The 25,192-nt window shown below is 42.2% G+C and carries 20 protein-coding genes and 1 tRNA gene; 7 read left to right on the top strand and 14 right to left on the bottom strand.

The genetic code is table 11. From position 1 onward, the window contains the following. Nucleotides 1-175 precede the first annotated feature (175 nt). The gene (locus IQ259_RS01745) at nt 176-325 is read left to right on the top strand and encodes a hypothetical protein (protein WP_193879959.1); all 150 of its coding nucleotides are present in this window, start codon (nt 176-178) and stop codon (nt 323-325) included. Between the two features lie 206 nt (nt 326-531). Here IQ259_RS01745 and IQ259_RS01740 read toward each other — a convergent pair whose 3' ends face one another. Further along, nucleotides 532-1,704, bottom strand: coding sequence for a pyridoxal phosphate-dependent aminotransferase (locus tag IQ259_RS01740; RefSeq protein ID WP_193879956.1), 1,173 nt, complete (start codon nt 1,702-1,704; stop codon nt 532-534). 58 nt (nt 1,705-1,762) lie between these two features. Beyond that, entirely contained in the window at nt 1,763-3,145 is a 1,383-nt protein-coding gene (locus IQ259_RS01735; protein WP_193879953.1) for a cytochrome P450, read from the bottom strand. Between the two features lie 517 nt (nt 3,146-3,662). Here IQ259_RS01735 and IQ259_RS01730 point away from each other — a divergent pair. The 3 genes from IQ259_RS01730 (at nt 3,663) to IQ259_RS01720 (ending at nt 7,112) form a co-directional block, all read left to right on the top strand. Beyond that, entirely contained in the window at nt 3,663-4,142 is a 480-nt protein-coding gene (locus IQ259_RS01730) for a DUF4079 domain-containing protein (protein ID WP_193879951.1), read from the top strand. Between the two features lie 149 nt (nt 4,143-4,291). Beyond that, complete coding sequence (locus IQ259_RS01725) at nt 4,292-6,637, top strand: ComEC/Rec2 family competence protein (protein ID WP_193879949.1); 2,346 nt, start codon at nt 4,292-4,294, stop codon at nt 6,635-6,637. A 181-nt stretch (nt 6,638-6,818) separates the two neighbouring features. Next, nucleotides 6,819-7,112, top strand: a complete 294-nt coding sequence (locus IQ259_RS01720; RefSeq protein ID WP_193879944.1) for a hypothetical protein — start codon at nt 6,819-6,821, stop codon at nt 7,110-7,112. Here the strand turns inward: IQ259_RS01720 and IQ259_RS01715 are convergent. From IQ259_RS01715 to IQ259_RS01690, 6 genes are all read right to left on the bottom strand, one after another. Next, nucleotides 7,098-8,060: an ROK family protein gene (locus IQ259_RS01715; RefSeq protein ID WP_193879940.1), complete on the bottom strand. Its 963-nt coding sequence runs from the start codon at nt 8,058-8,060 to the stop codon at nt 7,098-7,100. The two genes, IQ259_RS01720 and IQ259_RS01715, sit on opposite strands and share 15 nt — an antisense overlap. Before the next feature lie 89 nt (nt 8,061-8,149). Then, on the bottom strand, nt 8,150-8,752 hold the full coding sequence (gene ndhI / locus IQ259_RS01710) for an NAD(P)H-quinone oxidoreductase subunit I (protein WP_193879937.1): 603 nt from the start codon (nt 8,750-8,752) through the stop codon (nt 8,150-8,152). 428 nt (nt 8,753-9,180) lie between these two features. Then, nucleotides 9,181-10,440: an alkaline phosphatase PhoX gene (locus IQ259_RS01705; RefSeq protein ID WP_193879934.1), complete on the bottom strand. Its 1,260-nt coding sequence runs from the start codon at nt 10,438-10,440 to the stop codon at nt 9,181-9,183. A 45-nt stretch (nt 10,441-10,485) separates the two neighbouring features. Further along, nucleotides 10,486-11,820, bottom strand: coding sequence for a hypothetical protein (locus IQ259_RS01700; protein ID WP_193879931.1), 1,335 nt, complete (start codon nt 11,818-11,820; stop codon nt 10,486-10,488). A 731-nt stretch (nt 11,821-12,551) separates the two neighbouring features. Beyond that, nucleotides 12,552-13,289, bottom strand: a complete 738-nt coding sequence (locus tag IQ259_RS01695; RefSeq protein ID WP_193879927.1) for a hypothetical protein — start codon at nt 13,287-13,289, stop codon at nt 12,552-12,554. Between the two features lie 128 nt (nt 13,290-13,417). Beyond that, on the bottom strand, nt 13,418-15,505 hold the full coding sequence (locus tag IQ259_RS01690) for an S-layer homology domain-containing protein (protein WP_193880112.1): 2,088 nt from the start codon (nt 15,503-15,505) through the stop codon (nt 13,418-13,420). Between the two features lie 418 nt (nt 15,506-15,923). Here IQ259_RS01690 and purH point away from each other — a divergent pair, with 418 nt between their 5' ends. Continuing rightward, nucleotides 15,924-17,444, top strand: coding sequence for a bifunctional phosphoribosylaminoimidazolecarboxamide formyltransferase/IMP cyclohydrolase (purH, locus tag IQ259_RS01685; protein ID WP_193879923.1), 1,521 nt, complete (start codon nt 15,924-15,926; stop codon nt 17,442-17,444). On the opposite strand, the gene IQ259_RS01680 is transcribed toward purH, so the two are convergent. The 6 genes from IQ259_RS01680 to IQ259_RS01655 all read right to left on the bottom strand — a co-directional run bounded on the left by IQ259_RS01680 (nt 17,436) and on the right by IQ259_RS01655 (nt 23,172). Beyond that, nucleotides 17,436-18,875: a carotenoid oxygenase family protein gene (locus tag IQ259_RS01680; RefSeq protein WP_193879905.1), complete on the bottom strand. Its 1,440-nt coding sequence runs from the start codon at nt 18,873-18,875 to the stop codon at nt 17,436-17,438. The genes purH and IQ259_RS01680 overlap by 9 nt on opposite strands. A gap of 294 nt (nt 18,876-19,169) precedes the next feature. Further along, complete coding sequence (locus IQ259_RS01675) at nt 19,170-19,814, bottom strand: class I SAM-dependent methyltransferase (protein ID WP_193879900.1); 645 nt, start codon at nt 19,812-19,814, stop codon at nt 19,170-19,172. A 44-nt stretch (nt 19,815-19,858) separates the two neighbouring features. Then, the gene (locus tag IQ259_RS01670; protein ID WP_193879895.1) at nt 19,859-21,211 is read right to left on the bottom strand and encodes an amino acid permease; all 1,353 of its coding nucleotides are present in this window, start codon (nt 21,209-21,211) and stop codon (nt 19,859-19,861) included. Nucleotides 21,212-21,493: 282 nt separating this feature from the next. Beyond that, entirely contained in the window at nt 21,494-22,225 is a 732-nt protein-coding gene (gene rppA, locus IQ259_RS01665; protein WP_193879891.1) for a two-component system response regulator RppA, read from the bottom strand. A 148-nt stretch (nt 22,226-22,373) separates the two neighbouring features. Next, nucleotides 22,374-22,808 carry a hypothetical protein gene (locus IQ259_RS01660; protein WP_193879887.1) on the bottom strand — a complete coding sequence of 145 codons (435 nt, stop codon included), beginning with the start codon at nt 22,806-22,808 and terminating at the stop codon, nt 22,374-22,376. 292 nt (nt 22,809-23,100) lie between these two features. Further along, nucleotides 23,101-23,172 (bottom strand) — tRNA-Thr (locus IQ259_RS01655). 251 nt (nt 23,173-23,423) lie between these two features. Here IQ259_RS01655 and argF point away from each other — a divergent pair. After that, on the top strand, nt 23,424-24,344 hold the full coding sequence (gene argF / locus IQ259_RS01650) for an ornithine carbamoyltransferase (protein ID WP_193880109.1): 921 nt from the start codon (nt 23,424-23,426) through the stop codon (nt 24,342-24,344). Between the two features lie 146 nt (nt 24,345-24,490). Continuing rightward, the gene (gene lexA, locus IQ259_RS01645) at nt 24,491-25,096 is read left to right on the top strand and encodes a transcriptional repressor LexA (RefSeq protein ID WP_193879882.1); all 606 of its coding nucleotides are present in this window, start codon (nt 24,491-24,493) and stop codon (nt 25,094-25,096) included. The last annotated feature ends 96 nt before the right edge of the window (nt 25,097-25,192 follow it).

Genomic DNA, 25,192 nt, shown 5'->3' with positions numbered 1-25,192 from the left:
ATCTCCGTCGAACTCACGTTAAACAATGATCTGTCAACTGCCCCACCCACAAGGGGATGCGGCTTGTAACTAACCGAAACAATCGGTTGAAACATACGGGTAATTAACCGTACCCTGTCTCCCCGGCACAGCCGAACTGTTTGTAGGGAGAAGAATTTGAATCCATTTCACGAGAGTGAATACAGATTCAATTATTTCTACCATCACCGACAAACCACTTTTTCTTATTCTTCAACAACTGGTGTTGCATTTAAGAAATGTCATGTCTCAGGTAGATAATCGTATTTTACCAGAGTCCCTGACTCGCTTACATCCCCACCCATAAAGGGATGGGGTTTTACGCTCGATCAATAAATTCTTATATTTCTCCGATCTTAGGTTGTAGATGCTGGTTTATCATTGTTCGCTGCTAGATACAAATTTATCTCCGTATTATCTCCTAGTTTTTTCAGAAATCAAATATGATTTCTATAGCTACACGGTTAAAAAAGTTTGGTTACGAACTGCAAAAGACGCAAATTTATCCAAAACTCATTCACGAGTTATAATATTTTCCAAACCTTGAACTAATCTTTCTATACCTGCTTTTGCTGTATCTGGTTGTAACGCCCCATAAGCAACTCGTAAATAACAGCCGTTTTCCATCCCAAAGGTTGTACCAGGAATTACAGCAACTTTGTATTCTTGAATTAATCTTTTCACCAACTCAAAAGCATCCATTTGGGTATGCACTTTGAGAAAGAAGTAGAAAGCGCCATCGGCTTGAGCAATAGTACATAAGCCTTGGAGATTGTTCAGCGAGTCTATGACTAACTGGCGTACTTGGGAAATTGCTCCGATATTTTCCTTTAAATAATCATCTTTTGCTTGCAATGCGCCTAAAGCTGCATACTGAGAAACCACAGGCGGACAAATCAAAATTGTATCTTGAACTTTTTTGACAGCAACAAGTAAATGTTTAGGAATTACCATGTAGCCAATGCGCCAACTAGCAAAACCATAGGCTTTAGAAAGACTGTAAAGAGAAATTGTATAATTGCAACTACCAGCAAATGCGCCTGGTGAAACATGCTTGACACCGTTATAAGTGAAATATTCGTAAGCTTCATCGCTGATGTGGTAGATATTGCGATCGCTACACATTTGATTTACTTGGCGTAATGCTGCTTCAGAATAAACAACTCCTGTGGGATTATTAGGAGAAATTGTTACAATAGCCTTTGTTTGAGGCGTAATTGCTTGGGCTAATGCTTCTGGACGCAATTGGTAATTTTCATCAGTATCTACCAAAACCGGACGACAACCAGCCATTGCGATCGCCATTTCATGGTTGAAATAGTAAGGCGTATTGAGAATAATTTCATCACCAGGAGAAGTAATCGCCAAAATAGCGTTCATAAACGCCATGTTGCTTCCGGCTGTCACAACAATGCAATTGTCATCATTAATTTCCATCCCGTTAAAAGTTGACAATTTTGCTGTCAGTGCTGTTAATAAAGGGGGAATTCCCTCAACTGCTTTGTAGAGATGATTTGTAGGTTCGGCTAGGAACTTTGGTAAAAGTTCAATAGCTTCTGGTGGTGGACTGTAAGAAACCACACCTTGTCCTAGAGAAATGGTTCCGGGAGAATTTTGAATCAGTTCCCCAACCACAGGAATTATCGGTGACTGTACCGCCTGCATCCGAGATATTAATTTGGTCATTTGTCAATAGTCAATGGTCAATAGTAGAGAGGTAGCATTGCTACCTCCCTACAGTTGTTTAAACATTTACCAGACTAACTGGAGATTCTTGACGCGCACGTTTTCCAGTCATTACCATCTTGACACCACGGGCTGGCGCTAAAGTAACACCTCGACGGCGAGCTATTTCTGGTTGATTATCAGCCAGCGCGAGTTGATATTTTGACAAGATGGTTGCTAACACTAGCCTCATTTCAAATACAGCCAAAGCTTCGCCCAGACAGCGCCGCGCCCCGCTACCAAAAGGTATAAATTCATAAGGAGAAAATTGGCGTTCGAGAAAACGTTCTGGTTTGAACTGCTTTGGTTCTGGATACAAATCTTCACGTTGATGAGTGAGATACATACAGCCAAAAAGAGCTGTACCCGGCTCTAAGGAGTATCCCAATAGTTCCACAGGTTCTTGTACTACCCTGGCAAACGTCAACATAGCAACGGGACGAACTCGCAAGGTTTCGTTACAGACAGCTGTGAGATATGGTAAGCGAAACATACTCATGGGATCTGGTGAGTCACCAAGGGTATCCAATTCTTGCAGCAGTTTTTCTCGGACTTCTGGTTTTTGGTGAATCAGATATAAACCCCAAGCCATTGCTGTAGCTGTAGTTTCATATCCTGCTAATAATAGGGTAAGCAGTTCATCACGCAATTCTCGATCGCTCATTGAGTTACCTGCTTCATCCTGAGATGACATTAACAGGGAGAGGATATCAATTCGCTCTGGATTATTTTCGGCTCGGCGTTCGGCAATTTCAGCGTAAATTAATTGATCAAGTTGCTGCTGATCTCGTAAAAACTTACCCCAAGGACTCCAACTTCCTAAATCTTTTTGCAAGAAGGGGAAAAACAGAAAGCTAGAAGTCAATGGCGAGCGAAATAAATCTGCCACTTTGAATAATTGTTGCTTGAGTTGTTGACTTCGTTCACCGTCATAAACACCAAATACAACCTGCAAGATCACCTGCATCGAAATTTCCTGTGTCAGCTTACGCGCAGAAAATACCTGATTTACGGGTAACTGGTTAAAGACTTTTTCAGTGAGATTGCAGATTAGCTCACCGTAGTTTCGCATTCTATCCCCATGAAAAGATGGCATAACTAACTGTCGCCGCTTTCTGTGGCGATCGCCATCTAACAAAAAGATAGAATAGTCCCCGACTATCGGGCGCAGAATGCGATTCTGCTCTCCCAAAGCCGCAAACTTTTTTCTGTCATTGGTTAAAATTTCTTGTATTGCCTGCGGCTCTGTCACAAATACTACTGGATTATTAGAACCAATGCTCAGAGAAGTAAAAATGTCTGGATATTGGCAGGCTGCTTTTTCCATATATCCTACAGGGTCAATCACCCACTGTAGCCTTTGGAGGAAGGAGGATTGTTTTAGGGGATTAGGTAATTGCATTGGATTTTTGATGCCGAAATTAGTCTCAAAACAGGTTCCGATCTACCTGTGCTTACTATGCAGTGTAGCTTTTACTTTTGCTAATTTTTGTCCAACCCAAGGGAATGAAACAGCCCTGCGCTCAGAAGGGGCTGGTAAACAGTAATCAATAAGTAATCAGACAGAATTAATTACACAAATTTTTGACTGTAACCTGTCACCTATCTCCACCCATGAATTTTATTGTGTCCGACTACTTAAGTAGGTCGGTGTTAAAAATTGTCGTTATGACAAGGCAGGAGGCAGAGGGCAGAAGGCAGAAGGGAAGAGGTTTTCAAGCTACTTTACTTTCCGTTACATAGTTCGGTTTATTTCCACCTTTCTACTTAACTGTTAAAACATCCTCTTAGAAATGCGTAGAAGCTCGGCTTCTTGTCGTCAGACATCGCTTGTCTGCTTCAAAAAATTAATTATTATTTACAATACTTAAGATTGTGGTAAAAAAAGTACTGTAATCCTGTAAAAAATGTGAATATATATGGTTAACTTTAGTGAAGCTCTAGAACCTCTTGCAGCTTGGTTCCGTACTCTAGGACTACCTGAACCGATTGTACATTGGGGACATCCCTTGATGATGGCGATCGTAGTTTTTGTGATGGGTAGCTATGTAGGATGGACTGGTTGGCGAAGTAGACTGGCTGAGGATAAAGATGAGTCGGTTAAAAACCGCGTGGGGCATCGTCTACTTGCACCTTGGATGTTTTTCTTTATGGCGGCTGGTTACACTGGCGGAGTTCTATCTTTGGTGATGCAGCGTCAGCCAATTTTTGAAAGTCCCCATTTTTGGACTGGTTCTGTTGTACTAATACTGCTATTGATTAATAGTGTAATTTCTTTAAGTGGCTTTGCCGGCGGTAAAACTGCTTTACGCGCTACTCATGCCTATTTAGGCACTGTGGCACTTGGTATTATGCTTCTGCACGCTGTATTAGGGTTTAACCTGGGTATATCTTTGTAATGCTGTCGTAATTTTTCAAGAGTCAGACTTAATTACACAAACGAAGCTCGCATTTGCGGGCTTTGTTTGTATAAATCTAATGAACTATACTTCACCAAAAGCATCAAGGTTTTTCTGGAGTGCTTGTTAGTTGAAAATTTTAATGCCTTATGATTCAGATGAGTGGTGTGATTATTTGCCTAGGTTATATTTTAGGGTTGTTGTTTACAGCCGTTCCTTGGGGTGGAGCGTGGATTTTAATTCTGGCGATACTGGGAGCAGTATTTTTGAGAAAACGCAAAACTCCATCTCAGCCACAAGAAAGCACGGGAAGCAAAAGTAAAACTACACCCAATATTTGGCAATCACTTCCTCATCCACGAATCTGGATTGTTGCTGGTGTGGTAGGATTGCTGGCAACTATGTATTTGCAATTGCGATCGCCACAACCAAGTGTAAAAGATATTAGTCAATTTGTTCCATCCGAAAATCGTGCTAATCAAGAACAACTGGTAATTGTTCGCGGCGAAGTAGAAAGTAATCCGCGTTTGACTCGCAGTCAACGGGGACAATTTTGGTTAGCAGCGACTCAGTTAGATGAAGTTAAAAATGGCAAAGGCCCAGCAAATGTACCAAAAGGTGTGACAGGTAAGTTGTATGTGACTTTACCGATACTTCAAGCTACTGGCCTACATCCTGGACAAGAGATTGCGGTAACAGGGACTTTATATAAACCAAAATCAGCTTCTAATCCCGGTGCTTTCGATTTTCAAAAGTATCTCAAGCAGGAAGGAGCATTTGCTGGTTTGATAGGAAGGCAAATAAATATTGTCAATGATGAGGGTAAATGGGGATGGTGGCAAATCCGGGAGCGAATTTTAAAATCACAAGTTCGGAGTTTAGGAATTCCCGAAGGAGCGCTTGTAAGTGCAATGGTTTTGGGTAGCAAAGCCGTTGATTTACCTTACGATATTCGTGATTTGTTTGTCAAAGCAGGTATGGCTCATGCTTTGGCGGCATCTGGGTTTCAAACTTCTTTAATTTTAGGTGTAATATTACAGCTAACAAAACGTACAAATAAAGCAACTCAATTTATTTGCGGTTTTTTAGGTTTAATTATTTTCCTCAGCTTATCAGGATTTCAACCTGCGGTACTTCGAGCCGTAATTATGGGTAGTGCAGCTTTAGTTGGTTTAATATTAGATCGAAAAGTCAAACAGTTTGGATCACTATTATTAGCCGCAACATTAATATTGTTATTTAACCCTTTGTGGATTTGGGATTTAGGATTTCAACTGAGTTTTTTAGCAACATTAGGATTAATTGTAACTGTACCAGCAATCACTGAAAGACTGAATTGGGTTCCACCTGCGATCGCTTCTTTAATTGCTGTACCTTTAGCGGCGACAATTTGGACTTTACCCTTGCAAATTTCTGTGTTTGGGGTAGTACCTGCTTACAGTTTGCTGCTGAATATGATTACTACGCCATTCATTTCCATCATTAGTATTGGAGGAATTGTTAGTGCGATCGCGGCATTAATTTTTCCAGCTATTGGCAGTACAATAGCTGGGGTACTACACTATCCCAGTGATTGGCTAATTAAATTAGTAGAATTTTTTAGTAATTTGCCAGGAAACTCACTAGTTGTCGGTAGTATTTCAACTTGGCAGATGTTAGCGATTTATACTTTGATTCTCTTGATTTGCCTATTTAAATGGTGGCAACAACGCTGGTGGTTTGCTAGTTTAATGGCATTTGGTTTAATACTTGTCCCAGCTTGGCATTCTGTAAATACATTATTTCGAGTCACAGTCTTAGAAGCAGGTGCAGAACCAGTTGTAATTATTCAAGACAAAGGGAATGTTACCTTAATTAATAGTGGAAATGAAGGGACAGGACGCTACACAATCGTACCATTTTTGCAACAGCAAGGTGTGAGTAAAATTGCCTGGGCGATCGCTAGTGATTTTGACAACAGCAATAGTAATGCTTGGTTGGAAGTGCTGCAAAGTCTACCTATCAAAAATTTCTACAAATATTCTCTCAAGCCAGAAACTAGCCTTGCTAATCAGGAGATTCAACAGGAAATTCAAAAGCATCAGGGTATCTACCAACCTCTAGCACCAGGACAACAAATTGCTACAGGTGATACAGTTGTACAATTAATTAAAGAACAATTGCCTATTTTATATTTACAAATTCAAAATCAAACTTGGTTATTAGTAGGTAATGTTGAACCTCAACAAATAGAACGATTAGCTAAGGCGGGAAGTTTACCTCGCCCACAAGTGTTGTGGTGTAGTCCTGAATCTTTGAAAGATTTAATCAAATTGTTTCAACCAAAAGTAGCTATCGCTACCTCTACTAATTTTAATCCTAAAATTACTAGTGAACTTAGTAACAACCAAACCCAAGTTTTTTTAACAGGCCGTGATGGTGCTATTCAATGGACACCTAATGGTCAGTTTGAATCATTTATCCAAGAAACAGAAAATAAATCATCTGTCTTGTAGGATTATTTAAAAGGCAATAGGTAACTCTCATATCCCCGACTTCTTAAAGAAGTCGGGGATATTATTGTTTACAGATAATTTAGGTACTTTATGACGAAGTTAAGAAAATGCAACAAAGTTATAAGGAAAACAGTAACTATTAAAAATACATCTTAAACTGGTTAAAAAAAATCTAAAAAATATGCCAAAACATAAATTAGGGAAAGTGGTGGTTTTATTTGGTAACTTTCCCCTGACGATTCGAGTACCCGCAGCACCACGAGATGAGCAATTAAATTTTTTACGCGATCGCATCATCTTTCATGCTAATAATCTTGTAGAACATGGACTTTGGGAAGAACCACTGAGTGATGTCGAACTGGAAAGAATTATGGCAGATGCGGAAATTGAGCCAGTATTTTTTCCTGGTTTTTGTCATGTTTTTTCCTTGTTGGGTTCTCCTTGGCGGATTATGAGAACATTATCTAGAAGTTAAAACTGATTCCGCTAAAGCCACAGCACCCCAAAGTGGTGCATCATCACCCAAAGCCGCAGGGATAATTTCAAAATCGATTTCTGGTAATGCTGTCTCACGCGCCGTATTTTGTACCGTATTCCACCAATTTTTCCCAGCTTTAGTCACACTACCACCCAAAATAAATCGCTGTGGGTTAATCAAATTCGCTACATTACCAATACCCACACCCAAAGCCCAAGCGCCAGTGTGCAGAATATTTACTGCTAAATCATCTCCTTGAGCCGCAGCATCACTGATAATTTTTCCGGTAATCAAATCCAAATTATTATTTACCAAGGCGCGTAATTTTTTACCTTGGAAGTGATTTGATTGTTTTAATAAATACTCTTTAGCATCTAGCGCCATGTAAGGGCCTGATGTCAAACGTTCTACACATCCCCGCTTACCACATAAACATACTGGCCCCGCAGGATTGACAACCATGTGTCCAATTTCACCAGCCATTCCGGCTGTACCACGCCAAGGTTGACTATTCAGAATCCAACCACCACCAACACCAGTGCTAACAGTGATGTAAAACAAGCTATCGTATCCTTGACCAGCACCAAAACGATGTTCACCTAAAGCGGCTACATTGGCATCGTTATCAACACTTGCAGATACACCGAATTCCTTTTCTAGTAAGTCTTTGAGGGGAAGATTTTCCCAGCCGGGGACATGATGAGACAGTCGCACTATTCCTGTGGTAGCATCCACAGGCCCACCGAAACTAACACCAATAACAGCCGGAGTTTCACCTTGTAGTAAACTATGAATGAGCGATCGCATAATTTCTAAATCAGTGGTAGCATTACCATCTACTGGTGATAGATGACGTTCATAACGCAACCATTCACGAAAACCAAGTTGAGTCACTGCGGCTGCTAACTTAGTACCACCAAAATCTAAGGCTAGGATTAATGTCATTTCTTTGAAGAATACTTAATCTAAAGGCGATCGCTCTAGATAAAGTTAACATCTACTTCTGTCATAAATAAATGTAAAATGGTTGGTAATTAATTAACATCATCCTTATCTTCTCTAGCTTGCTCCAACATCTCAGATGGTAGTAAACCCGCTCGATGCTCATCAGCCGGAATTCCATGAGGATTTAACACATCTTTAGGCAAGTAAACTAATTCTCGTAGCGCTGTCACCATTAGATTTAGAGTAACTTTTTCAGGCAATCTTCCCAGCGCCACACTATCAAAATTTAACTCATGACGGTCATAAACAGAAAGCTCATATTCTTCAGTAAATGACAGACAGTTTGTTGGGCAAAATTCTACACAATTGCCGCAGAAAATACAAACTCCAAAGTCAATACTGTAATGTTTGAGTTCTTTTTTCTTGAATTCTTGATTAAATTCCCAATCTACCACTGGCAGGTTAATCGGACAAACACGAACACAAACTTCGCAAGAAATACATTTATCAAATTCAAAGTGAATTCGACCACGAAATCGTTCAGAAGGAATGAGTTTTTCGTAAGGATATTGTACTGTAACTGGACGGCGGTGCATATGGTCAAAAGTTACTGAGAGACCTTGCCCAATATATTGACCAGCTAGAATGGTGTGTTTAGCATAATTACTAACTTGTTGGAGAAACTTAAACATCAGTCAATTACTCTTAGCTAATAGTGCTACTAATCAGTACAGTAATAGCTTTGGTTAGTAATAACTTCCGTCAAAGGAATGACTGTCTAGGCATTAACATTGCAAGGCGATGTATTAATATTGCTGACTAAGAGACTTGTGTGTACACCATAGCTTTTCACGTCAGAGAGGGGTTGGGGAGAGCTTCATCTAGCTCACTTTAATTTAAATATACGAGTAGGGGTGCAATACTTTTCGGATAAAGGTTTGGTCATTCTAGATTCAGATCCCCCCGCCTGCGGCGACCCCCTAAAAAAGTGGGTAAAAGAGGGTTATTAGCCCCCCCTTTTTTAGGGGGGTTGGGGGGATCTGAACAAGATGGAGATATTAACCCAAATGTATTGAGTAGGGGTGCATAGATAGCTGTGCGCCCCTACCTTGCCTAAGTTTTACCAGGGGCCCCAAATAGCAAAAGTAATTCCTGGTGATTGAATATTGACAAACATGGTTTGCCCATCAGGTGAGAAACAAACCCCAGCAAATTCACTGGTATTCAACCGATTGCGAGCAAATTTATAAAGTGAGCCTGTGGGAGTGATACCTAAGATAAAATCAGTACCATCGCCATCTTCACATAGGAAGATGTCACGATTGGGGAAAACCACAATATTGTCTGGATTGTCTAGCACACCAGAATTGTTGGGTTCAATATACAGTTCCACAGTATTATTCGCGGGGGAATAACGCCAGATTTGACCATCTCCAGAACTACCACCACTCTTGCAAGTGAAGTAGACATAACCACTGCCATAAAAAATGCCTTCCCCACCGGAAAATCTGGCAGCACCTTTGTTATATCCTTCTGTTCTGACGCTATCAGTGCTGGGGTCAGGATTAGTAATCTGTACCCAGTCTACATTTCTAGGTGTATTTCTGGGGAAACCCGTAGCTGTGTTGATTCCAGACGACCCGATAATTCTTAAAGCTTGTAGCGAGCCGCCAGCACTCAGGTTATTGGGTTGGTTGGGAATAAAGCGATAAAATAGCCCATCTCCCCGGTCTTCTGTCATGTAGATATACCCTGTGTTGGGGTCTACAGCCGCTGCTTCGTGATTAAAACGCCCCATTGCTGTTAGTGGAACGGGGTTAACAAAAGTATTGGCACTACTGGGAACTTCAAACACATAACCATGCCTTTTGTTGTTGTTGGTTTCAAAGGTTTCCTCGCAGGTTAACCAAGACCCTGAAGGTGTAGGTCCACCGGCACAATTGCGAATGGTTCCCGCTAGAACTCCCCGATGTTCTACCAAATTGCGGGAAGAATTAACAACCAATTTAGTACAACCGCCCCGCGCACTGGTATTGTACTTGCTGCTATTAGGAGCGTTCAAAGGATTGCTAGAACTTGGAGAGAGTTCGTGGTTGCGAATGAGAATTGTATTACCGTTGGCTCCAGCAAAGGCGGCCATACCGTCGTGACCACCCGGAACTCTGTAGCCGTCGTTCATTGTTTGCCCCGTTTCTGATAATCTCCGGTAAGAAAATCCAGATGGTAAATCTAGAACACCCAGAGGGTCAGTTAGCAAAGTACCGTAAGGCCCAGCAGCTAAAACACGCTTGGCGTAAAAAGCTTGTAATGGAGATAAGAGGACAGCACCAGCTGTTCCGGTTCCGGCCATGGTAAAAAATTTACGTCTTGATAAAGTCATTGTCTTCTCCTGAATTTTTAAGGATGTTTGGTGATGATTGATTTATTAGACAGTTACGAAATAACTGGCGCTAAGGCTGAGGCCAGTGGAGCCTTGAACGATCGCAATTAGTTCAAAAGTGCTTTCATTCAGGAATAAACCTGTACCTGTAGGTAAACCAGTCGGTACTGCTCCCAAGCTATAGCTAGACCTGGAGCCAGATAATTGGATTGTGTCTTGCAAGGCATTGAAATCGGTAATTAGGGCATAGTCACCTAGACCAGAAGTGCTGGTATTGCCATCGCTGTAGAAGACACCCGCAGTAGTACCTAGGACAAAGCGATCGCTCCCTACACCACCGGTCAAGCGGTCAATTTCGCCAAAACCCCTGCCTACTCCTGCATCTGCCCCTGTTAGTAAGTCGTTACCTTCATCTCCAAACAGGCGATCGCTACCAGTCCCACCGAATACGGAATCATTACCTCTTCCACCATTCAGGCGATCGCTACCGCTATCCCCAAACAGGAAATCATTGCCGTCGCCACCGGTAATGTAATCGTTACCGCTATTGCCACGGATGGTATCACTAGCTGCACCACCCGCCAGGGTATCGTTGCCAGTAGTACCAACAAGATTGAGCGCAACAATAGTTTGATTATTTCTGGTGCTGGTAAATTTCTCACCCAGAAATCCACCGTTGAGTAGTGTGTTCAAGTTCAGAAGAGTGCCGTTGGACTGGGTGAAGCTATTGCCTTGAAGTAACTGTGTATACAGGGTATGGGCATAGCTATGATTGCCAACAAAACTGATTTGTCCTGGTTGAAAAAGGTCATTCCAGTTGATGTAGAGGTCTAGGTTAGCTAACCGCGCATCATAGCCTAGAGTTTCGCTGGTATGTAAAGCTGTAACACGAGTAGCATCACTGGGATCTAAGCGATCGCTGGTTGCTGTGCCTTCAAACTCAGGCCCGGCTGGATCTAATCCCACTATTTGAGCTATAGAACGTCCTGTAGCTCCACGATAAGCAGCGCCAGCAAAGCCAGCTACATGCGCTCCCAAACTATGTCCAATTAGGTTAGTGTAAATTGGATCTACGCCGTTATTTCTTAAGTAGGTAGCCAACTGATTACCGACATCTCGTGTATTGCCAGCAGCAGTCGGATAAAACAAGGAACTAGCTCCTGCTTCCCAATCTACCAAAACGATATTTGCATTAGACTCACGCTGTCGAACAGTTTGGGCGATGTTTGCCACCCAATCTGCGGGTGTAAAGTTATTTCCGGCGTTACCAGCAGTGCTTTGGTAGCCGTGAATAATCGCATAGGTCGGCTCACTGGAATTAATCCGCCCTGAAAGATTAATCGCCGTGTTCCCCCAAATATTAAATTTGACTGTTACCATCTGAAAAATCCTGGGTTAAAAATGTCTGTTTCTTGGGCTTAAATTTGTTTGACAGCAAAAATTTCATCTACTTCATTGCTGAGATATCTGCAATAAAATAAATGTCAAATCACAAATTATTTGGTGCTGCTGATTCTATGCAGAAAAATGATTTTCCGTAACCTCTAAATCCTTATAAAGCCGTTTTGGAGCAACGGCTCTATAAGGATTCACACCTTATTCAGCAACATCCAGAAGTTTAATTAATTTAAAAAACTGATTTTGCTATAGACAAAATAAGCTATTTACTTAATCTTTTAGTAAAAATCAGCATAAATTTTATTTAATATTAAATAAAATTTTCTTTATGGTTAGGTTAGCGTTCACCGAATAAGTAAAAAATAAAAAGGTAAAAGGCAAAAGTAAAGATACAACAATCAATGTAGAGACGTGTTAGCGCAGCGATGCGAAGTCCCATTTCGCGTAACGCTTTTTATTTTTCTAACAAGAAATTAATACCTGCAATGTTTCTACAAGCAGGGTCATAATTGCAGCAGATATAGCAGGTGACAGGTGACAGGGAACAGGTGACAGGGAACAGGTGACAGGTGACAGGTGACAGGGTTAAAAGTCTTTTAGTGCATGAGTTTTATCATTGGCCGATGTCCTAACTGCCTTGGCTACTGCCATATTTCACAAACTTTAAATCCGCTGTAAATTTTTCTGATTGCGAGATTTACCAACTTTGTAGACTATGATTGGATATCAAGTTGTCTGTGAGTTGGAACACGTTGGGGCTTTTCGTTAAAGATAGCTTTGAGTTTTGATGTAAATGATTCTGAGCGATCGCTTGTTTCTGGAGTAAATTGCCCAATTGGCGGATGATTAACTGAAGATGTCAGCAACTTTGGCTGTTTGTCAGGGTTTGATGATGAATTGCCGTTGGGCAGCATCGGTTGTGAATTCAACCTGGATTTAACACCCGTAGTCGTAGCACTCAATGTCGAAGATGCCAAAAGGTTCTTGACTCGCTGGCTCTCTACTCTGCTAGATACTGTCTGCGTTTGTCTGGGGATCACTTGTACAGAAGCATTTTGACTCTGCTCATACTCATCATTAGCAGCAGATGTTCCTGGCAAATTGGCAACATTCGCTACATTTTCTGAGATAACATCTTCATTAGCAGGTGTAGTCAGTGCAGTTAAGATTTCGGGGAATTTACTACAAATCAGGCGCTCAAATTCCATATTGAAATGATGTATTGGCTGCTCTCGTCGTTGCCAAAATGCGAGGATTTGCTGCACGGAAATAGCTTTATAGCGACCTTGATACAGCGCTTCAATGACTGCTAGGTGCAGCCAATCTAGAGGATATTGATTTTGCCAACGGTTAACTAGCTCAATGGCACTATAGCCAGTGAGGTCGAAACTGTAATGAATGAGTAGAGCAGCTGCCAATTCGGCAGAAGTTTCTGGGGCTTTGGTGAACATGGGACTATTGGCTTCAGGCAACAGGTATAAATTTTCGACCCATCGCCTATAGCCTAGCGTGTTTTTAGCTATAGGGTTAGTAACCAAGAGTTTCCAAGTGTATAAGCAGTGTTTTTTATTCTACTTGCTCAATTGTTGGCTGTCGAAACAATATAGGGTGAATTAATATTCGGTGTGCGGTTAATGGCAACTAAAGCCTGATAAACCATTACAGCTACTTCCGCCCGTGTGGCTTCGCGTGTTGGTGCGAGAAGTTTAGGCTGGGGATAGTTGACAATGATGTTTTGTTGTGTAGCAGTTGCAACGGCTTTCTGAGCATACTCAGGAATTGTATTACTGTCAGTGTAAGGGAGTAAACCATTGCTTTGGGCTGCGGGTAAAGCTAGTCCGTTGACAAGGGAAACAATCACCTGGAGCCTTTGGACATTTTGATCGGGGCGGAAGGTGCGATCGCTAAATCCACTCACAAAACCACCACTGGCGGCAATTTGTAAAGCTTTGTAAGCCCAAAAATTCGGGTTTACGTCAATAAATTCGATTGCTGGGCGTTTGGGAGGCGGGTTAAAAGCCACCGCCACCAAAGCTGCATACTGGGCGCGAGTCATGGGTTTATCTGGCTGGTAGGTTCCATCGGCAAAACCTTGGGTTAAATTCAGGCTGGCTAGGGCGCGAATAAATGGTTCAGCCCAGTGTCCGGTTAAGTCGGCGAAGGTGGGAACTTCCCCATCGGGACTAACAATATAAGGCGAGGCGATCGCTTTTTCTTTGCTGTTGGCAACCAATGCTTGATACAGTAAAGCGGCAATCTCACCGCGGGTGATATCTCGCAGTGGTTCTAAAAGTTCAGATTGGGGATAATTGACTACCAGTAGTTTTTGAGTGGCGACAGCGACAGCATTAGTGGCATAGCTGGGAATTTGGGCGCGATCGCGGTATACACTTAACACATTCGGGTTTCCGCCTGTAAATTTTAACCCGTTGACAATTGATACGATCGCTTGCACCTTGGTAAGATTTTGTCCTGGGCGAAATGTACCATCGGGGAAACCTCTGATAAAGCCTTGTTCAGCCACACTCAAAATAGCTACGGCTGCCCAAAAATCAGGCTTCACATCAGGAAATTTATGCGGTTTTGTGCTGGTTGGTAACTGAAAAGTTTTAGCTAAAACGGCGGCGTATTGAGCGCGAGTGATGGGCGCATTGGGGCCAAAAGTGCCATCAGGAAAGCCACTAATTGCACCTCTACTCACTAATGCTTCCACAAAAGCTGCTGCCCAGTGTCCAGCTAAATCAGGAAAACTGCTGCTACCTAAAACTGTTCTTGGAGAATCTTCTGTGGCAGCGATGAAATTTACCTGCCCTTTGACTAAGGTAGGATTTAACTGATTACCTGCGGAAATTAGCGGTTGTGAAGCGGCATTTTGGATATCAAACTCGCCATTATTTTGAAAAATATTACCACCAGTATCTTGGCTGTTACCTAAATCTGGAATAGCGTTAGCGTTGACTAACAGCCCACCTTGAGCATTTTTCATGATTAAATTTTGTCGCAGTACCGGACGCGCATCACGAGAAAGAGCGATCGCCGTCCGGTTATCTGATAATTTGTTATTGGCGATTAATGGCGCGGCTGAGTCGGTAACTGCTATACCCAAAGGATTCTTTTGAAAGGTGTTCCTTAGGACTTCCCCCTTACTATTACGCGCTATAAACAAACCACTAGCAGCATTTTGGACAAACACATTATCTAAAATGGCTGGTTTGGCATTTCCCGTCGTAAATATTCCTTCTCGTCCACAGTTAACAAAGGTATTGTTAGCTACATAGGGAATTGAAGACTCTATCCACACACCAGTGCCTTTAGCAATGGGATTAGTCACACTCACACCCAAGAGATTGGCATCACCTAACAACAACAAAGTGATATTTTGTACGCCAAAACTCGGACTTTGATATTCACCACTCCCAGAAATAACAATTCCTACACCTTTATTCGCTTCGTTACCAATGATTGTCACCCCCGCAGTCAGCACCAAAGGAAACTTTTCACCATTAGCAGTGCTGTAAGTCCCCGATGTTAGTTGAATAATGATGGGTGTTTTAGTTCTTAAAGCACGGGTGAGACTTTTAAACGGACTCAACCGTGAACCATCATTAGTATCTTTTCCTGTAGCAGGGTTGACATAGAGTGTGGTCACGAGAGTAGAGTTTACCATTGGTTGTTGAGATGCAAATGTTGAAATGATCACGGCATGAATAATAACTTAGTTGTAGCCGCAATCTTTAAAGCATCATAGCTATGTGTGGTAAATATACCGATGTAGCGCCACTAGTAGCAAGTGGCTGGGGTAACAAGCTGTTAAGCATTTAATTTGCACATTGAGGCCGCAAGGGGGCGGGGAGCAGGGAGCAAGGGATAGGGTTTGCAGCTTTGATTTACCATGAAAATAGTGCAATTTAAATAACGATTAGCTTATCTTGATGACCAAAACTAGGGTGTGGGGTGTAGTGAAAAATTAGCCCCAGACATTATTGTAGAGTCGCGCGAAGGGTCACGAATTATCCCCAATGCTCTTGAAGTGAAGCAGGGGTTATGTAAAAATTGATGGTCTTTCGCATCTGAGGAATTGAGACATGGCGCGTCTAGCACTGCTGAGTGTATCTAACAAAACTGGTTTAATTGACTTAGCCCGTAGTTTAGTTGAAGAATTTGAATTTGATTTAATCAGCAGTGGGGGAACGGCCAAAGCCCTTAAGGATGCAGGAATATCAGTGACAAAGGTTTCTGATTATACAGGTTCGCCGGAGATTTTAGGTGGACGGGTGAAAACACTACATCCGCGCATTCATGGCGGAATTTTGGCTAGGCGGGATGTACCTCAAGATATTACAGATTTAGAAAATAACCAAATTCGCCCGATTGATTTGGTGGTGGTGAATCTTTATCCGTTTGAGGAGACTATTGCTAAACCAGGGGTGACACTAGCTGAAGCTGTTGAACAGATTGATATTGGTGGCCCGGCGATGTTACGCGCATCATCGAAAAATTTTGCCCATTTGACGGTATTATGTGACCCGGCACAGTATGATGAATATCTGCAAGAGCTACGACAAAATAATGGGGAAGCTTCGTTAGAATTTCGTCAACAGGCAGCGTTGAAAGGATTTTTACATACCGCGAGTTATGACCAAGCCATCGCCTCTTACCTCGCAGGTACACAACAACATACCCTCAGCGGTACTGAATTACAATCTCTGCGTTACGGTGAAAACCCCCATCAGCCAGCATCTTGGTATCAAACTGGCGCTACACCCACAGGATGGGCAGCAGCAACGAAACTCCAAGGTAAAGAACTCAGTTACAATAACTTAGTTGACTTAGAAGCCGCCCGCCGCATCATTACAGAGTTCACAGATACACCAGCTGCAACGATTATTAAACATACTAATCCTTGCGGTACGGCGTTGGGAAATACCATTGTCGAAGCTTACCAAAAGGCTTTTACTGCTGATTCTACCTCTGCGTTTGGTGGAATTGTCGCCCTCAACCGTCCGATTGATGCGGCTACAGCCAGCGAGTTAACTAAAACGTTTTTAGAATGTGTGGTTGCACCTGACTGTGACGAAGAAGCACAAAAAATTTTAGCGAAGAAATCTAATGTGCGAGTTTTGACGCTTGCAGATTTGAGTAGTGGCCCCAAGACTTTAGTTAAACAAATTGCTGGTGGTTTCTTAGTGCAAGCGGCGGATGATCTTATTGCTGACACTAGTAAATGGCAAGTGGTTACAGAACGTCAACCCACACCCGATGAGTTAGCAGAATTACTGTTTGCTTGGAAAGTCTGCAAACATGTAAAATCTAATGCCATTGTAGTAACAAGCGATCGCACTACTCTAGGTGTAGGTGCAGGACAAATGAACCGTGTTGGTTCAACAAAAATAGCTTTAGAACAAGCTGGTGACAAAGCTCAAGGTGCAACTCTCGCCAGTGATGGCTTTTTTCCCTTTGATGATTCTGTCAGAACAGCCGCAGCTGCTGGAATTACTGCTATTGTTCAACCAGGAGGCAGTTTACGCGATCAAGATTCGATCAAAGCTGCTAATGAACTGGGTTTAGTTATGGTGTTGACTGGTATTCGCCACTTTTTACACTAAATTTTTAGATTTCCAAGTACCGTGGAAACTGTGGGCTATGACGCTAGGTAAGCCTAATGTGCAGACAGGTTCTGCGTCTAGGCGATCGCTATCAAATACCCAAACTTCGCTACGATCAAAATTGCCATCATACACCACAGTTAGCACCCAACTCTGCTGATTGTTGGCATCTGGAACGGGTAGAGGTTCGGAAGGATAGCGATTTTCGCCTAGGTTAGCTTCGATGAGAGTTGCGGTATTGTGGTCAAAGCGGGCGATCGCATTTAATAGTTCCTGACTAATATCTGTACCTTGGCGGAATAAAGACATATATGTGTAGCGCGAGAATTTTCCGACATTTTGCTGTGGTACATTGGGAAATTCACCAGTTCGGTCTAATAATGTCTCAATTGCCGTGACTTTGGCTGTTTGGGGTTGAAGCACTACTCGTGTGAATCTATTTTTAGCAGCAGTACGGGTTTTTCCTGCGGCGACTTCGCTAAGATACTGATTTGTTTGAAAGTCATCATAACGAGTGAAATCCACAATCACCGCACCACTTGGATCAACGTAACCGTTGGCAAAATGCCATTGATACCAAGGTTCAGTTTCTCCTTGACTTACCAAAGACAAAGTTTCGCGGTCAATCACCAAAATTTGAGTGCCTATTTCCGGTTGCCATTTTAGCGCATCACTATAACTACTAGTTCCTAGTAAAACTGGTAATATCTTGAGGCGCACCGCAGGAACAAAAAAGATGAGATATTTTCCTGCTAAAACAAAATCATGAATCAGAGGAATACCTGCTAATGCAAACTTTGATTTTTGGATAATCTTGCCAGTAAAGTTACTTTTATAAACATTTAACGTAGCATTCAGTCCAGGAGTAATGCCAAAGTTAAAAATTTCTCCAGTTTGGGAATCAACTTTAGGGTGAGCAGAATAGAATAATCCTTCGTTTAAATCGCCTAAATTATCTAAACCTTTAGTTGCTAAAGTTTCCAGGTCAAGTGCATGGGGGTGACCTCCTTCCCAAAGTGCCAATAATTTATCTGATAATGCCAACACAGAGGTATTAGCAGCATTTTTTACGGGTTTGCGCCATTGATTCCAAATTAGACCAGGTGCAGTCATCCCATAATTGCCATAGAGAAACTTACCGGCTGCGCTTTCTGCTTGATAACCAGCAGTCTGCACATAGCGATAAACACCAGTAGCCCCCGTATCGGTAAAATTCACAGCAAGAATTGCACCATCACCGTCAAACCAGTGACCCACACGCATACCAGCACGTTCTAACCGTGCTGGAGTATTGCGATACAGTGTACCGCGCAAACCTTCCGGGATTTTACCAGAAAGTATTGGCAGTGGAGTGAGAGGGAATTCTTTTGCAGGTTGAGCGATCGCACTAGCCCAAGCTTTTTTTGTTGATTTTTGATCAATGATCTGCATATAAGGGACTTTTAAACATCCTTTTAACAGTTATTTTAAATTTGTAATCTTAGTTCACGCGGTGTGCAACTTTCTCTCAAACCTAACCCCCAACCCCTTCCCTAGCAGGGAAGGGGAGCAAAATTCAAAGCCTCTCTCCCTGTAGGGGAGCCAGTGCGTTGCGGGGGTTCCCCCCGTTGTAGCAACTGGCGTGAGAGGTTTGGATAGGGGTTTCAAAATAAGTCGCACATCGCGTTAGTTCTGAACCTTTTATAAAAAAACCCCGCATTCAGGAAGCGGGGAGTTTCTTGTTTTCTAGCGCAAATTAGCTGGTATTTCTTCAGGAACTACCCAATAATAAATAGTTTTTCCCTCTACCTGTAGTGTTTGCTGTGGTTTCCAGTCACCCATATCAAAAGCGTGGGAGACAATTCTAGTCCCAGGTTTGAGTTGCAATAGCTGAGGGCGAAGTTTAAGGTTGACTTCAGGTAATAGGTAAAGTGTAATTACTGTAGCTTCACTAAAATCAGTTTTGAATAAGTCTTGTTGACGAAATTGCACGCGATCTGTAACTCCGGCTTTCTGAGCATTGGCGTTAGCTTCTTGAATACGTTCTGGGCTAATATCTATACCTACGCCTCGCGTTCCATATTTTTGCGCCGCTGTAATCACAATTCGCCCATCACCACTACCAAGGTCATAAAGCACATCATTTTTACTCACCTTGGCTACATTCAACATCGCATCTACCACTGGCTGCGGCGTTGGTACATAGGGAACATCAGCTGGGCGTTCTTGGGGTTGGGTTGTGGCTGTTGGTGTTTCAGTCTGACCAGTCAGAGTAGGCGGTTGCACCTGTGCTTCTAAATCTTGTTTTTGGGCGGTGTTGGTGCATCCCGCCATTCCTAAGCTGGTGATACTAACGCCTGTAATTAATAAAAGCAGGATTTTTTTGAACATGAATCTACTCCTTGAGCAAAAAAAATAGTTGAATTTTGGATTAATTACGCCCTACCTTGGCGGTAACGATTCCAGAGCAACAGCGGTAGCCCTGCGGCCACAACTAAAACACCGACAACTGCGCCCACCCCGGTATAAACTAAGCTGGAATACAGCAAGTAACCACAGACTGCACAAAATAGCAGCGGTGTGAAAGGATAAAATGGCACGCGGAACGGTCGCTGAATCTGCGGTTCTCGGTATCGCAGTACTAACAGCGATATGCCTGAAAGTAAAAAGAAAAACCAAAACACGGGAGCGGTATAGTCCACCATTGTTTCAAAGCCTTTGCGGGTGAACGTACCCAGTAAAACTAACGCCAGAGCGATCGCAGCTTGCCATAATAAGGCATAGCTGGGAGTGCTAGGACGTTGCCGCCAATGTCCCATAAAACTGAATATGGAAAAGTCTTGGCCAAGGGCATAATTAGTCCGCGCTCCGGTAAAAACAGTGGCGTTAAGTGCGCCCAAAGTCGAAATTGCTATCAATAAACTGATAAACCAAGCTCCTGGTGCGCCCCAAATAGCACGCATTAAATCGGCGGCTACGGCTTTTGAATTGGCCATGTTTGCTAATCCTAGTCCCCGCAGGTAAGCCAGATTGATCAGCAAGTAAATTACCGTAATTGTGCCAATACTCCAAAGGAGCGATCGCACGATGTTACGTTGGCGGTTTTGAATTTCTGCGGAAATGTAAGCTGCTTCATTCCAACCGCCATAAGACAGCAGCACAAATACCATCGCTAGTCCCCAGGTTCCTGATGCGGCAGATTCAACAGGAGGAGTAACATTAGGCGCAGCAGTTAACCCAATTAATACAACTAGCAATAACCCCAAGACTTTCGCCAAAGTTAGTAAGTTTTGTGTCCATTTGCCCTGTTGCAAGCCGATGATATTTAAAGCAGTTAACAAAGCGATCGCAAATGCTGCATAAATCGAAGGTGAAAAGTTTCCTAGCTGCCAAATTTGGGAAGCGTAATCACCAAAGACAAATGCCAACAGAGTAATTGAACCAGTCTGGATGACTGTCATCCGCGCCCAGGCAAATAAAAAGGCGACTCCCCGCCCAAAAGCACGCTTGAGATAGTAATAAACCCCGCCAATATCGGGGTATGTCGTCGCTAACTCTGCATAGCACAATGCGCCAACCAGAGAAACCACACCACCGATCAACCAAAACATTAGTACAGCAAGGCCACTACCTGCTTGTGCTGCTACCAAGGCGGGAGTTTGAAAAATCCCTGCACCAATCACGATACCGACAATCAACGCGACAGCATCTGATAGTGTCAGTGATGGCTTAGGTGCTGCGGTATCTGCTAAACCTTCAAGTAAACTGTACTTTTCATGTCTATTCACATTGACACCAATTTAAAAATGATTGAACTCTGTCACCTGTTCCCTGTCACCTGTCACCTATTACTGTGTAATGAGTAATGGAAAACATGAATTACTTTTTTATGGTTAACAATAAATGTGACTAGAAAATGACAACGGATGTGTAACTGTCACAAAGGCAACTTAATTTGCCTTACTTAGTTCGCTCTTGACACTGAGATGACCGCCGTCTGCTTCAATTATTTGTTGAGCGATCGCTAATCCTAAAAAAAGCTATTAAACGCAAGTTTTCTGGGTTTACACTCAGCACGGGCTGAACGCCCCGCTACCGCTAACAGCACTCAGCACTTTGCTACATTTTTCCCTACCAGGATTTAGGCGATAGCCCATACCGTAAATAGTTTCCAGCCAGTCTGCTACATCTAACAACTGTAAACGCTGGCGCAGACGGCGTACCAAGGTTGTCATCGCGTTACTCTCTGGTTCGCTACCCCACTGCCATAAGGCTTGTTCAATTTGACTACGGCTTAAAATTTGATATGGGTGGCGCATCAAGTATTCTAGTAACTGAAATTCACGGGTAGATAACTCTACAGTTGCTTGACCCCGCTCTACTATCAGAGTCGAAATGTGCAATTGTAGATCAGCAAGTTGGAGTTTTTCTCCTTGCCAAACAGGCGATCGCCTACCTAAAGCTCGCACTCTGGCTAATAACTCAAACAAATCTGTCGGTTTTACCAGATAGTCATCTGCGCCAGCATCCAAGCCTGTAACTTTTGCGCCAGTGGTGTCTTTTGCTGTCAATATCAAAACAGGTGCTGTTTTACCAGCTTGTCGATACTGACGACATAGTTCTAATCCACTTATTTCCGGTAGCATCCAGTCTAATATTAATAAGTCATAGTCTCGCTGGGAAATTGCCCACTGCGCGATCGCCCCGTTTTCTATACCATCTACAATATGTCCAGCTTGAGACAATGCTGTTTGTAGGGGTTCTAATTGCGCCGTATCATCTTCTACCAGAAGTATTCGCATCGTTAGCTAGTTTCAGTTTTTCAATCCCTGATAGTAGAAAATATGACTCAGTAAAGCTTCTGTCATCGGTGGTATTTTTAACAAACTAAAAAATCAGCCACTGGTAGTAGGCAAGATAGCTGTTTAGCGATCGCTAAACACATTGAAATTAAAAGTAGAATCTATTACTGGGAAAAAGTAGCAAGTCTACAATTTCACCAACGATTAAACCCGATCCCGCCAGCAATGTTAACACCCGGAATGAATCTTTTTTATCGAAGCCGGCAAAACGCATTTCTAAATCTGCTAAAAATGTAGTTGCGATCGGGATGAGAAACAAACTTAACAATAGTGACCAACTTGCGATTAAAGCAATTGAGGCACTTAAAGATAAAACAACAATTAAGGTTTTAGAACCAAATGCCACTAAGTTTTCTAGCCAAGAATTGCTCTTTCGGACAACAGCTAGAGCCACAGTAGCAATAAAAGCCCCTGCTAACCAAATAATGTCATGTACAGCCAGATACCATCCCAGTAAGGCATAAGCCAGCCACAGTAACACAAGAGGTATCACAGGAATTTTTTTCACAAATTCCGTGTTCATCTTTCTTCAACTGATAATAATTTTGAAATTGATTGATATTCTAAATTCTAATCAGAAATTGGTTATGGCAGTCAGTTTACCCTAAATTGTAATTAATATTTTGTAAAAATTACACATAAAAATAAGGACTCGAAAATATTTAAATACTCAATAGACCTATCTTTAAAATAAATTTTATGGGAAAATAAACAGAAAAATGTAAACTAAGTATAATAATGACAATTCCCCTAGAAAGAATAGAATTATACCCCCAGGAGTCAAAAACGACACATAATTTGCGAATGTACATTAAAGCCAGCAGCTGGATTTGAACCTGCGACCTTCCGATTACAAGTCGGATGCACTACCACTGTGCTATGCTGGCAATTGGATTTTTGGCTATCACAACCTCACCGATTAACTATTATAGCATAAGCAAAATATTTGTCTAGAGGACAACAAAAAATCCTTGATTTGAATTATCGATAAAGTTGATAAATTAATATTCATAGCAAAAGCTAACTTAAAATCCTAGGCTGGATGCAAAAAGACTGAATACAGTTTTAAACTGTATTTTTTTTGGCACGGCTAGGTAAAGAAACAGAAATAGATGATTGTTCTTTACAACACAAAAACATGGCAGTGTTAATCGGACGAGATTTATTAAGCCTGGCGGACTTTAGTCCAACAGAACTTCAAGAACTTCTGCAATTGGCAATCCAACTTAAATCTCAACAGCTAAAATTGCGGTGTAATAAGGTGTTGGGTTTGTTGTTTTCTAAAGCTTCAACTCGCACGCGCGTTAGTTTTACAGTAGCGATGTACCAACTGGGTGGACAGGTAATTGATCTTAACCCGAATGTTACTCAAGTGAGCCGCGGCGAACCCATACAAGATACAGCACGGGTGTTAGATAGATATTTAGATATTTTGGCAATTCGGACTTTTGCACAGCAGGATTTAGAAGTTTTCGCTAACCATGCCACAATTCCGGTAATTAATGCCCTGACTGATGCCGAACATCCCTGTCAAATATTGGCTGATTTATTGACTATTCAAGAATGTTTTGGTAGATTGGCTGACTTAACTTTGACTTATGTGGGTGATGGGAATAATGTGGCTAATTCTTTGATGTTGGGTTGTGCTTTGGCGGGGATGAATGTCAGAGTTGCTACTCCCCCAGGATATGAACCAGATGCCAAAATTGTAGAACAAGCGCGAGCGATCGCGGGTGGTAAAACAGAAGTTCTTCTGACTCATGACCCAGAATTAGCCGCAAAGGAAGCATCTGTACTTTACACTGATGTTTGGGCAAGCATGGGACAAGAACAAGAAGCCGACAACCGAATGCCAATCTTCCAACCTTATCAAATTTCTGAACAAATGTTGAGCTTGGCTAATCAAGATGCAATTGTTTTACATTGCTTACCAGCCCATCGAGGTGAAGAAATTACTGAAGAAGTAATTGAAGGTTCACAATCACGAGTTTGGGATCAGGCCGAAAATCGTCTGCACGCACAAAAAGCCTTGCTGGCTGGTATTTTGGGGGCTGAGTGAACAGTAACATCTGAAAAGATAAAAGGCAAAAGAAGCAAAAATTTTTGCTTCTTTTGCCTTTTATTTTTTTAATTTCATCTTGTTATATGTGGTTTTTTGTAGTACTAATGTTCTAGGGACATTTGTATTTACTTCCAATAATTATTATGGAACGTCTAACAGAAGCTCAACAAGAATTATATGAATGGCTGGCAGAATATATCCGAATGCACCAGCATTCTCCTTCGATTCGCCAAATGATGCAAGGAATGAATCTGAAGTCGCCAGCACCGATTCAAAGTCGCTTAGAACATTTACGAAATAAAGGCTACATTGAATGGACTGAGGGTAAAGCCCGCACAATTCGGATTTTACATCCAGCAAAGCAAGGTGTACCAATTTTAGGTAATATCGCTGCGGGTGGTTTAATTGAACCTTACACTGAAGCTGTAGATTATCTAGACTTTTCTAACTTCTCCCTACCGCCACAAACCTATGCTTTGCGGGTGACAGGGGACAGTATGATTGAAGATTTAATTGCCGATGGGGATGTAGTATTTTTATTGCCAGTACCAGAACCAGATCAACTGAAAAATGGCACGATTGTTGCTGCTAGAGTTGATGGGTATGGTAGTACATTAAAGCGTTTTTATCGCAGTGGCGATCGCGTCACTCTCCAACCCGCTAACCAAAAGTATAACCCCATTGAAGTTTCAGCCATGCAAGTACAAGTGCAAGGTTCTCTCGTTGGCGTTTGGCGTGGCTACAACTGAAGTATGAAGTATGAAGTATGAAGTATGAAACTTTTTTCTTTCCTCTCTTGGCGCACTTGGCGGTTTGATAATGTTCCTAACTCAAATAGGATTGCC

It is taken from the genome of Fortiea sp. LEGE XX443, assembly GCF_015206815.1.
Classification (GTDB): Bacteria; Cyanobacteriota; Cyanobacteriia; order Cyanobacteriales; family Nostocaceae; genus Nostoc_B.
The sequence above is the reverse complement of the archived record's forward strand: the minus strand, read 5'-3'. Positions and strand labels throughout refer to the sequence as shown.

Excerpts from the sequence above, each read along its gene's own strand:
- IQ259_RS01700 (WP_193879931.1), bottom strand. The coding sequence starts at position 11,820 with ATGGTAACAGTCAAATTTAATATTTGGGGGAACACGGCGATTAATCTT.
- argF (WP_193880109.1), top strand. The coding sequence starts at position 23,424 with ATGGCAGTGTTAATCGGACGAGATTTATTAAGCCTGGCGGACTTTAGT.
- ndhI (WP_193879937.1), bottom strand. The coding sequence starts at position 8,752 with ATGTTTAAGTTTCTCCAACAAGTTAGTAATTATGCTAAACACACCATT.
- lexA (WP_193879882.1), top strand. The coding sequence starts at position 24,491 with ATGGAACGTCTAACAGAAGCTCAACAAGAATTATATGAATGGCTGGCA.
- IQ259_RS01695 (WP_193879927.1), bottom strand. The coding sequence starts at position 13,289 with ATGTTCACCAAAGCCCCAGAAACTTCTGCCGAATTGGCAGCTGCTCTA.
- IQ259_RS01715 (WP_193879940.1), bottom strand. The coding sequence starts at position 8,060 with ATGACATTAATCCTAGCCTTAGATTTTGGTGGTACTAAGTTAGCAGCC.
- IQ259_RS01675 (WP_193879900.1), bottom strand. The coding sequence starts at position 19,814 with ATGTTCAAAAAAATCCTGCTTTTATTAATTACAGGCGTTAGTATCACC.
- IQ259_RS01705 (WP_193879934.1), bottom strand. The coding sequence starts at position 10,440 with ATGACTTTATCAAGACGTAAATTTTTTACCATGGCCGGAACCGGAACA.
- IQ259_RS01720 (WP_193879944.1), top strand. The coding sequence starts at position 6,819 with ATGCCAAAACATAAATTAGGGAAAGTGGTGGTTTTATTTGGTAACTTT.
- IQ259_RS01735 (WP_193879953.1), bottom strand. The coding sequence starts at position 3,145 with ATGCAATTACCTAATCCCCTAAAACAATCCTCCTTCCTCCAAAGGCTA.
- IQ259_RS01740 (WP_193879956.1), bottom strand. The coding sequence starts at position 1,704 with ATGACCAAATTAATATCTCGGATGCAGGCGGTACAGTCACCGATAATT.
- purH (WP_193879923.1), top strand. The coding sequence starts at position 15,924 with ATGGCGCGTCTAGCACTGCTGAGTGTATCTAACAAAACTGGTTTAATT.
- IQ259_RS01690 (WP_193880112.1), bottom strand. The coding sequence starts at position 15,505 with ATGGTAAACTCTACTCTCGTGACCACACTCTATGTCAACCCTGCTACA.
- IQ259_RS01680 (WP_193879905.1), bottom strand. The coding sequence starts at position 18,875 with ATGCAGATCATTGATCAAAAATCAACAAAAAAAGCTTGGGCTAGTGCG.
- IQ259_RS01660 (WP_193879887.1), bottom strand. The coding sequence starts at position 22,808 with ATGAACACGGAATTTGTGAAAAAAATTCCTGTGATACCTCTTGTGTTA.
- IQ259_RS01725 (WP_193879949.1), top strand. The coding sequence starts at position 4,292 with ATGATTCAGATGAGTGGTGTGATTATTTGCCTAGGTTATATTTTAGGG.
- rppA (WP_193879891.1), bottom strand. The coding sequence starts at position 22,225 with ATGCGAATACTTCTGGTAGAAGATGATACGGCGCAATTAGAACCCCTA.
- IQ259_RS01730 (WP_193879951.1), top strand. The coding sequence starts at position 3,663 with ATGGTTAACTTTAGTGAAGCTCTAGAACCTCTTGCAGCTTGGTTCCGT.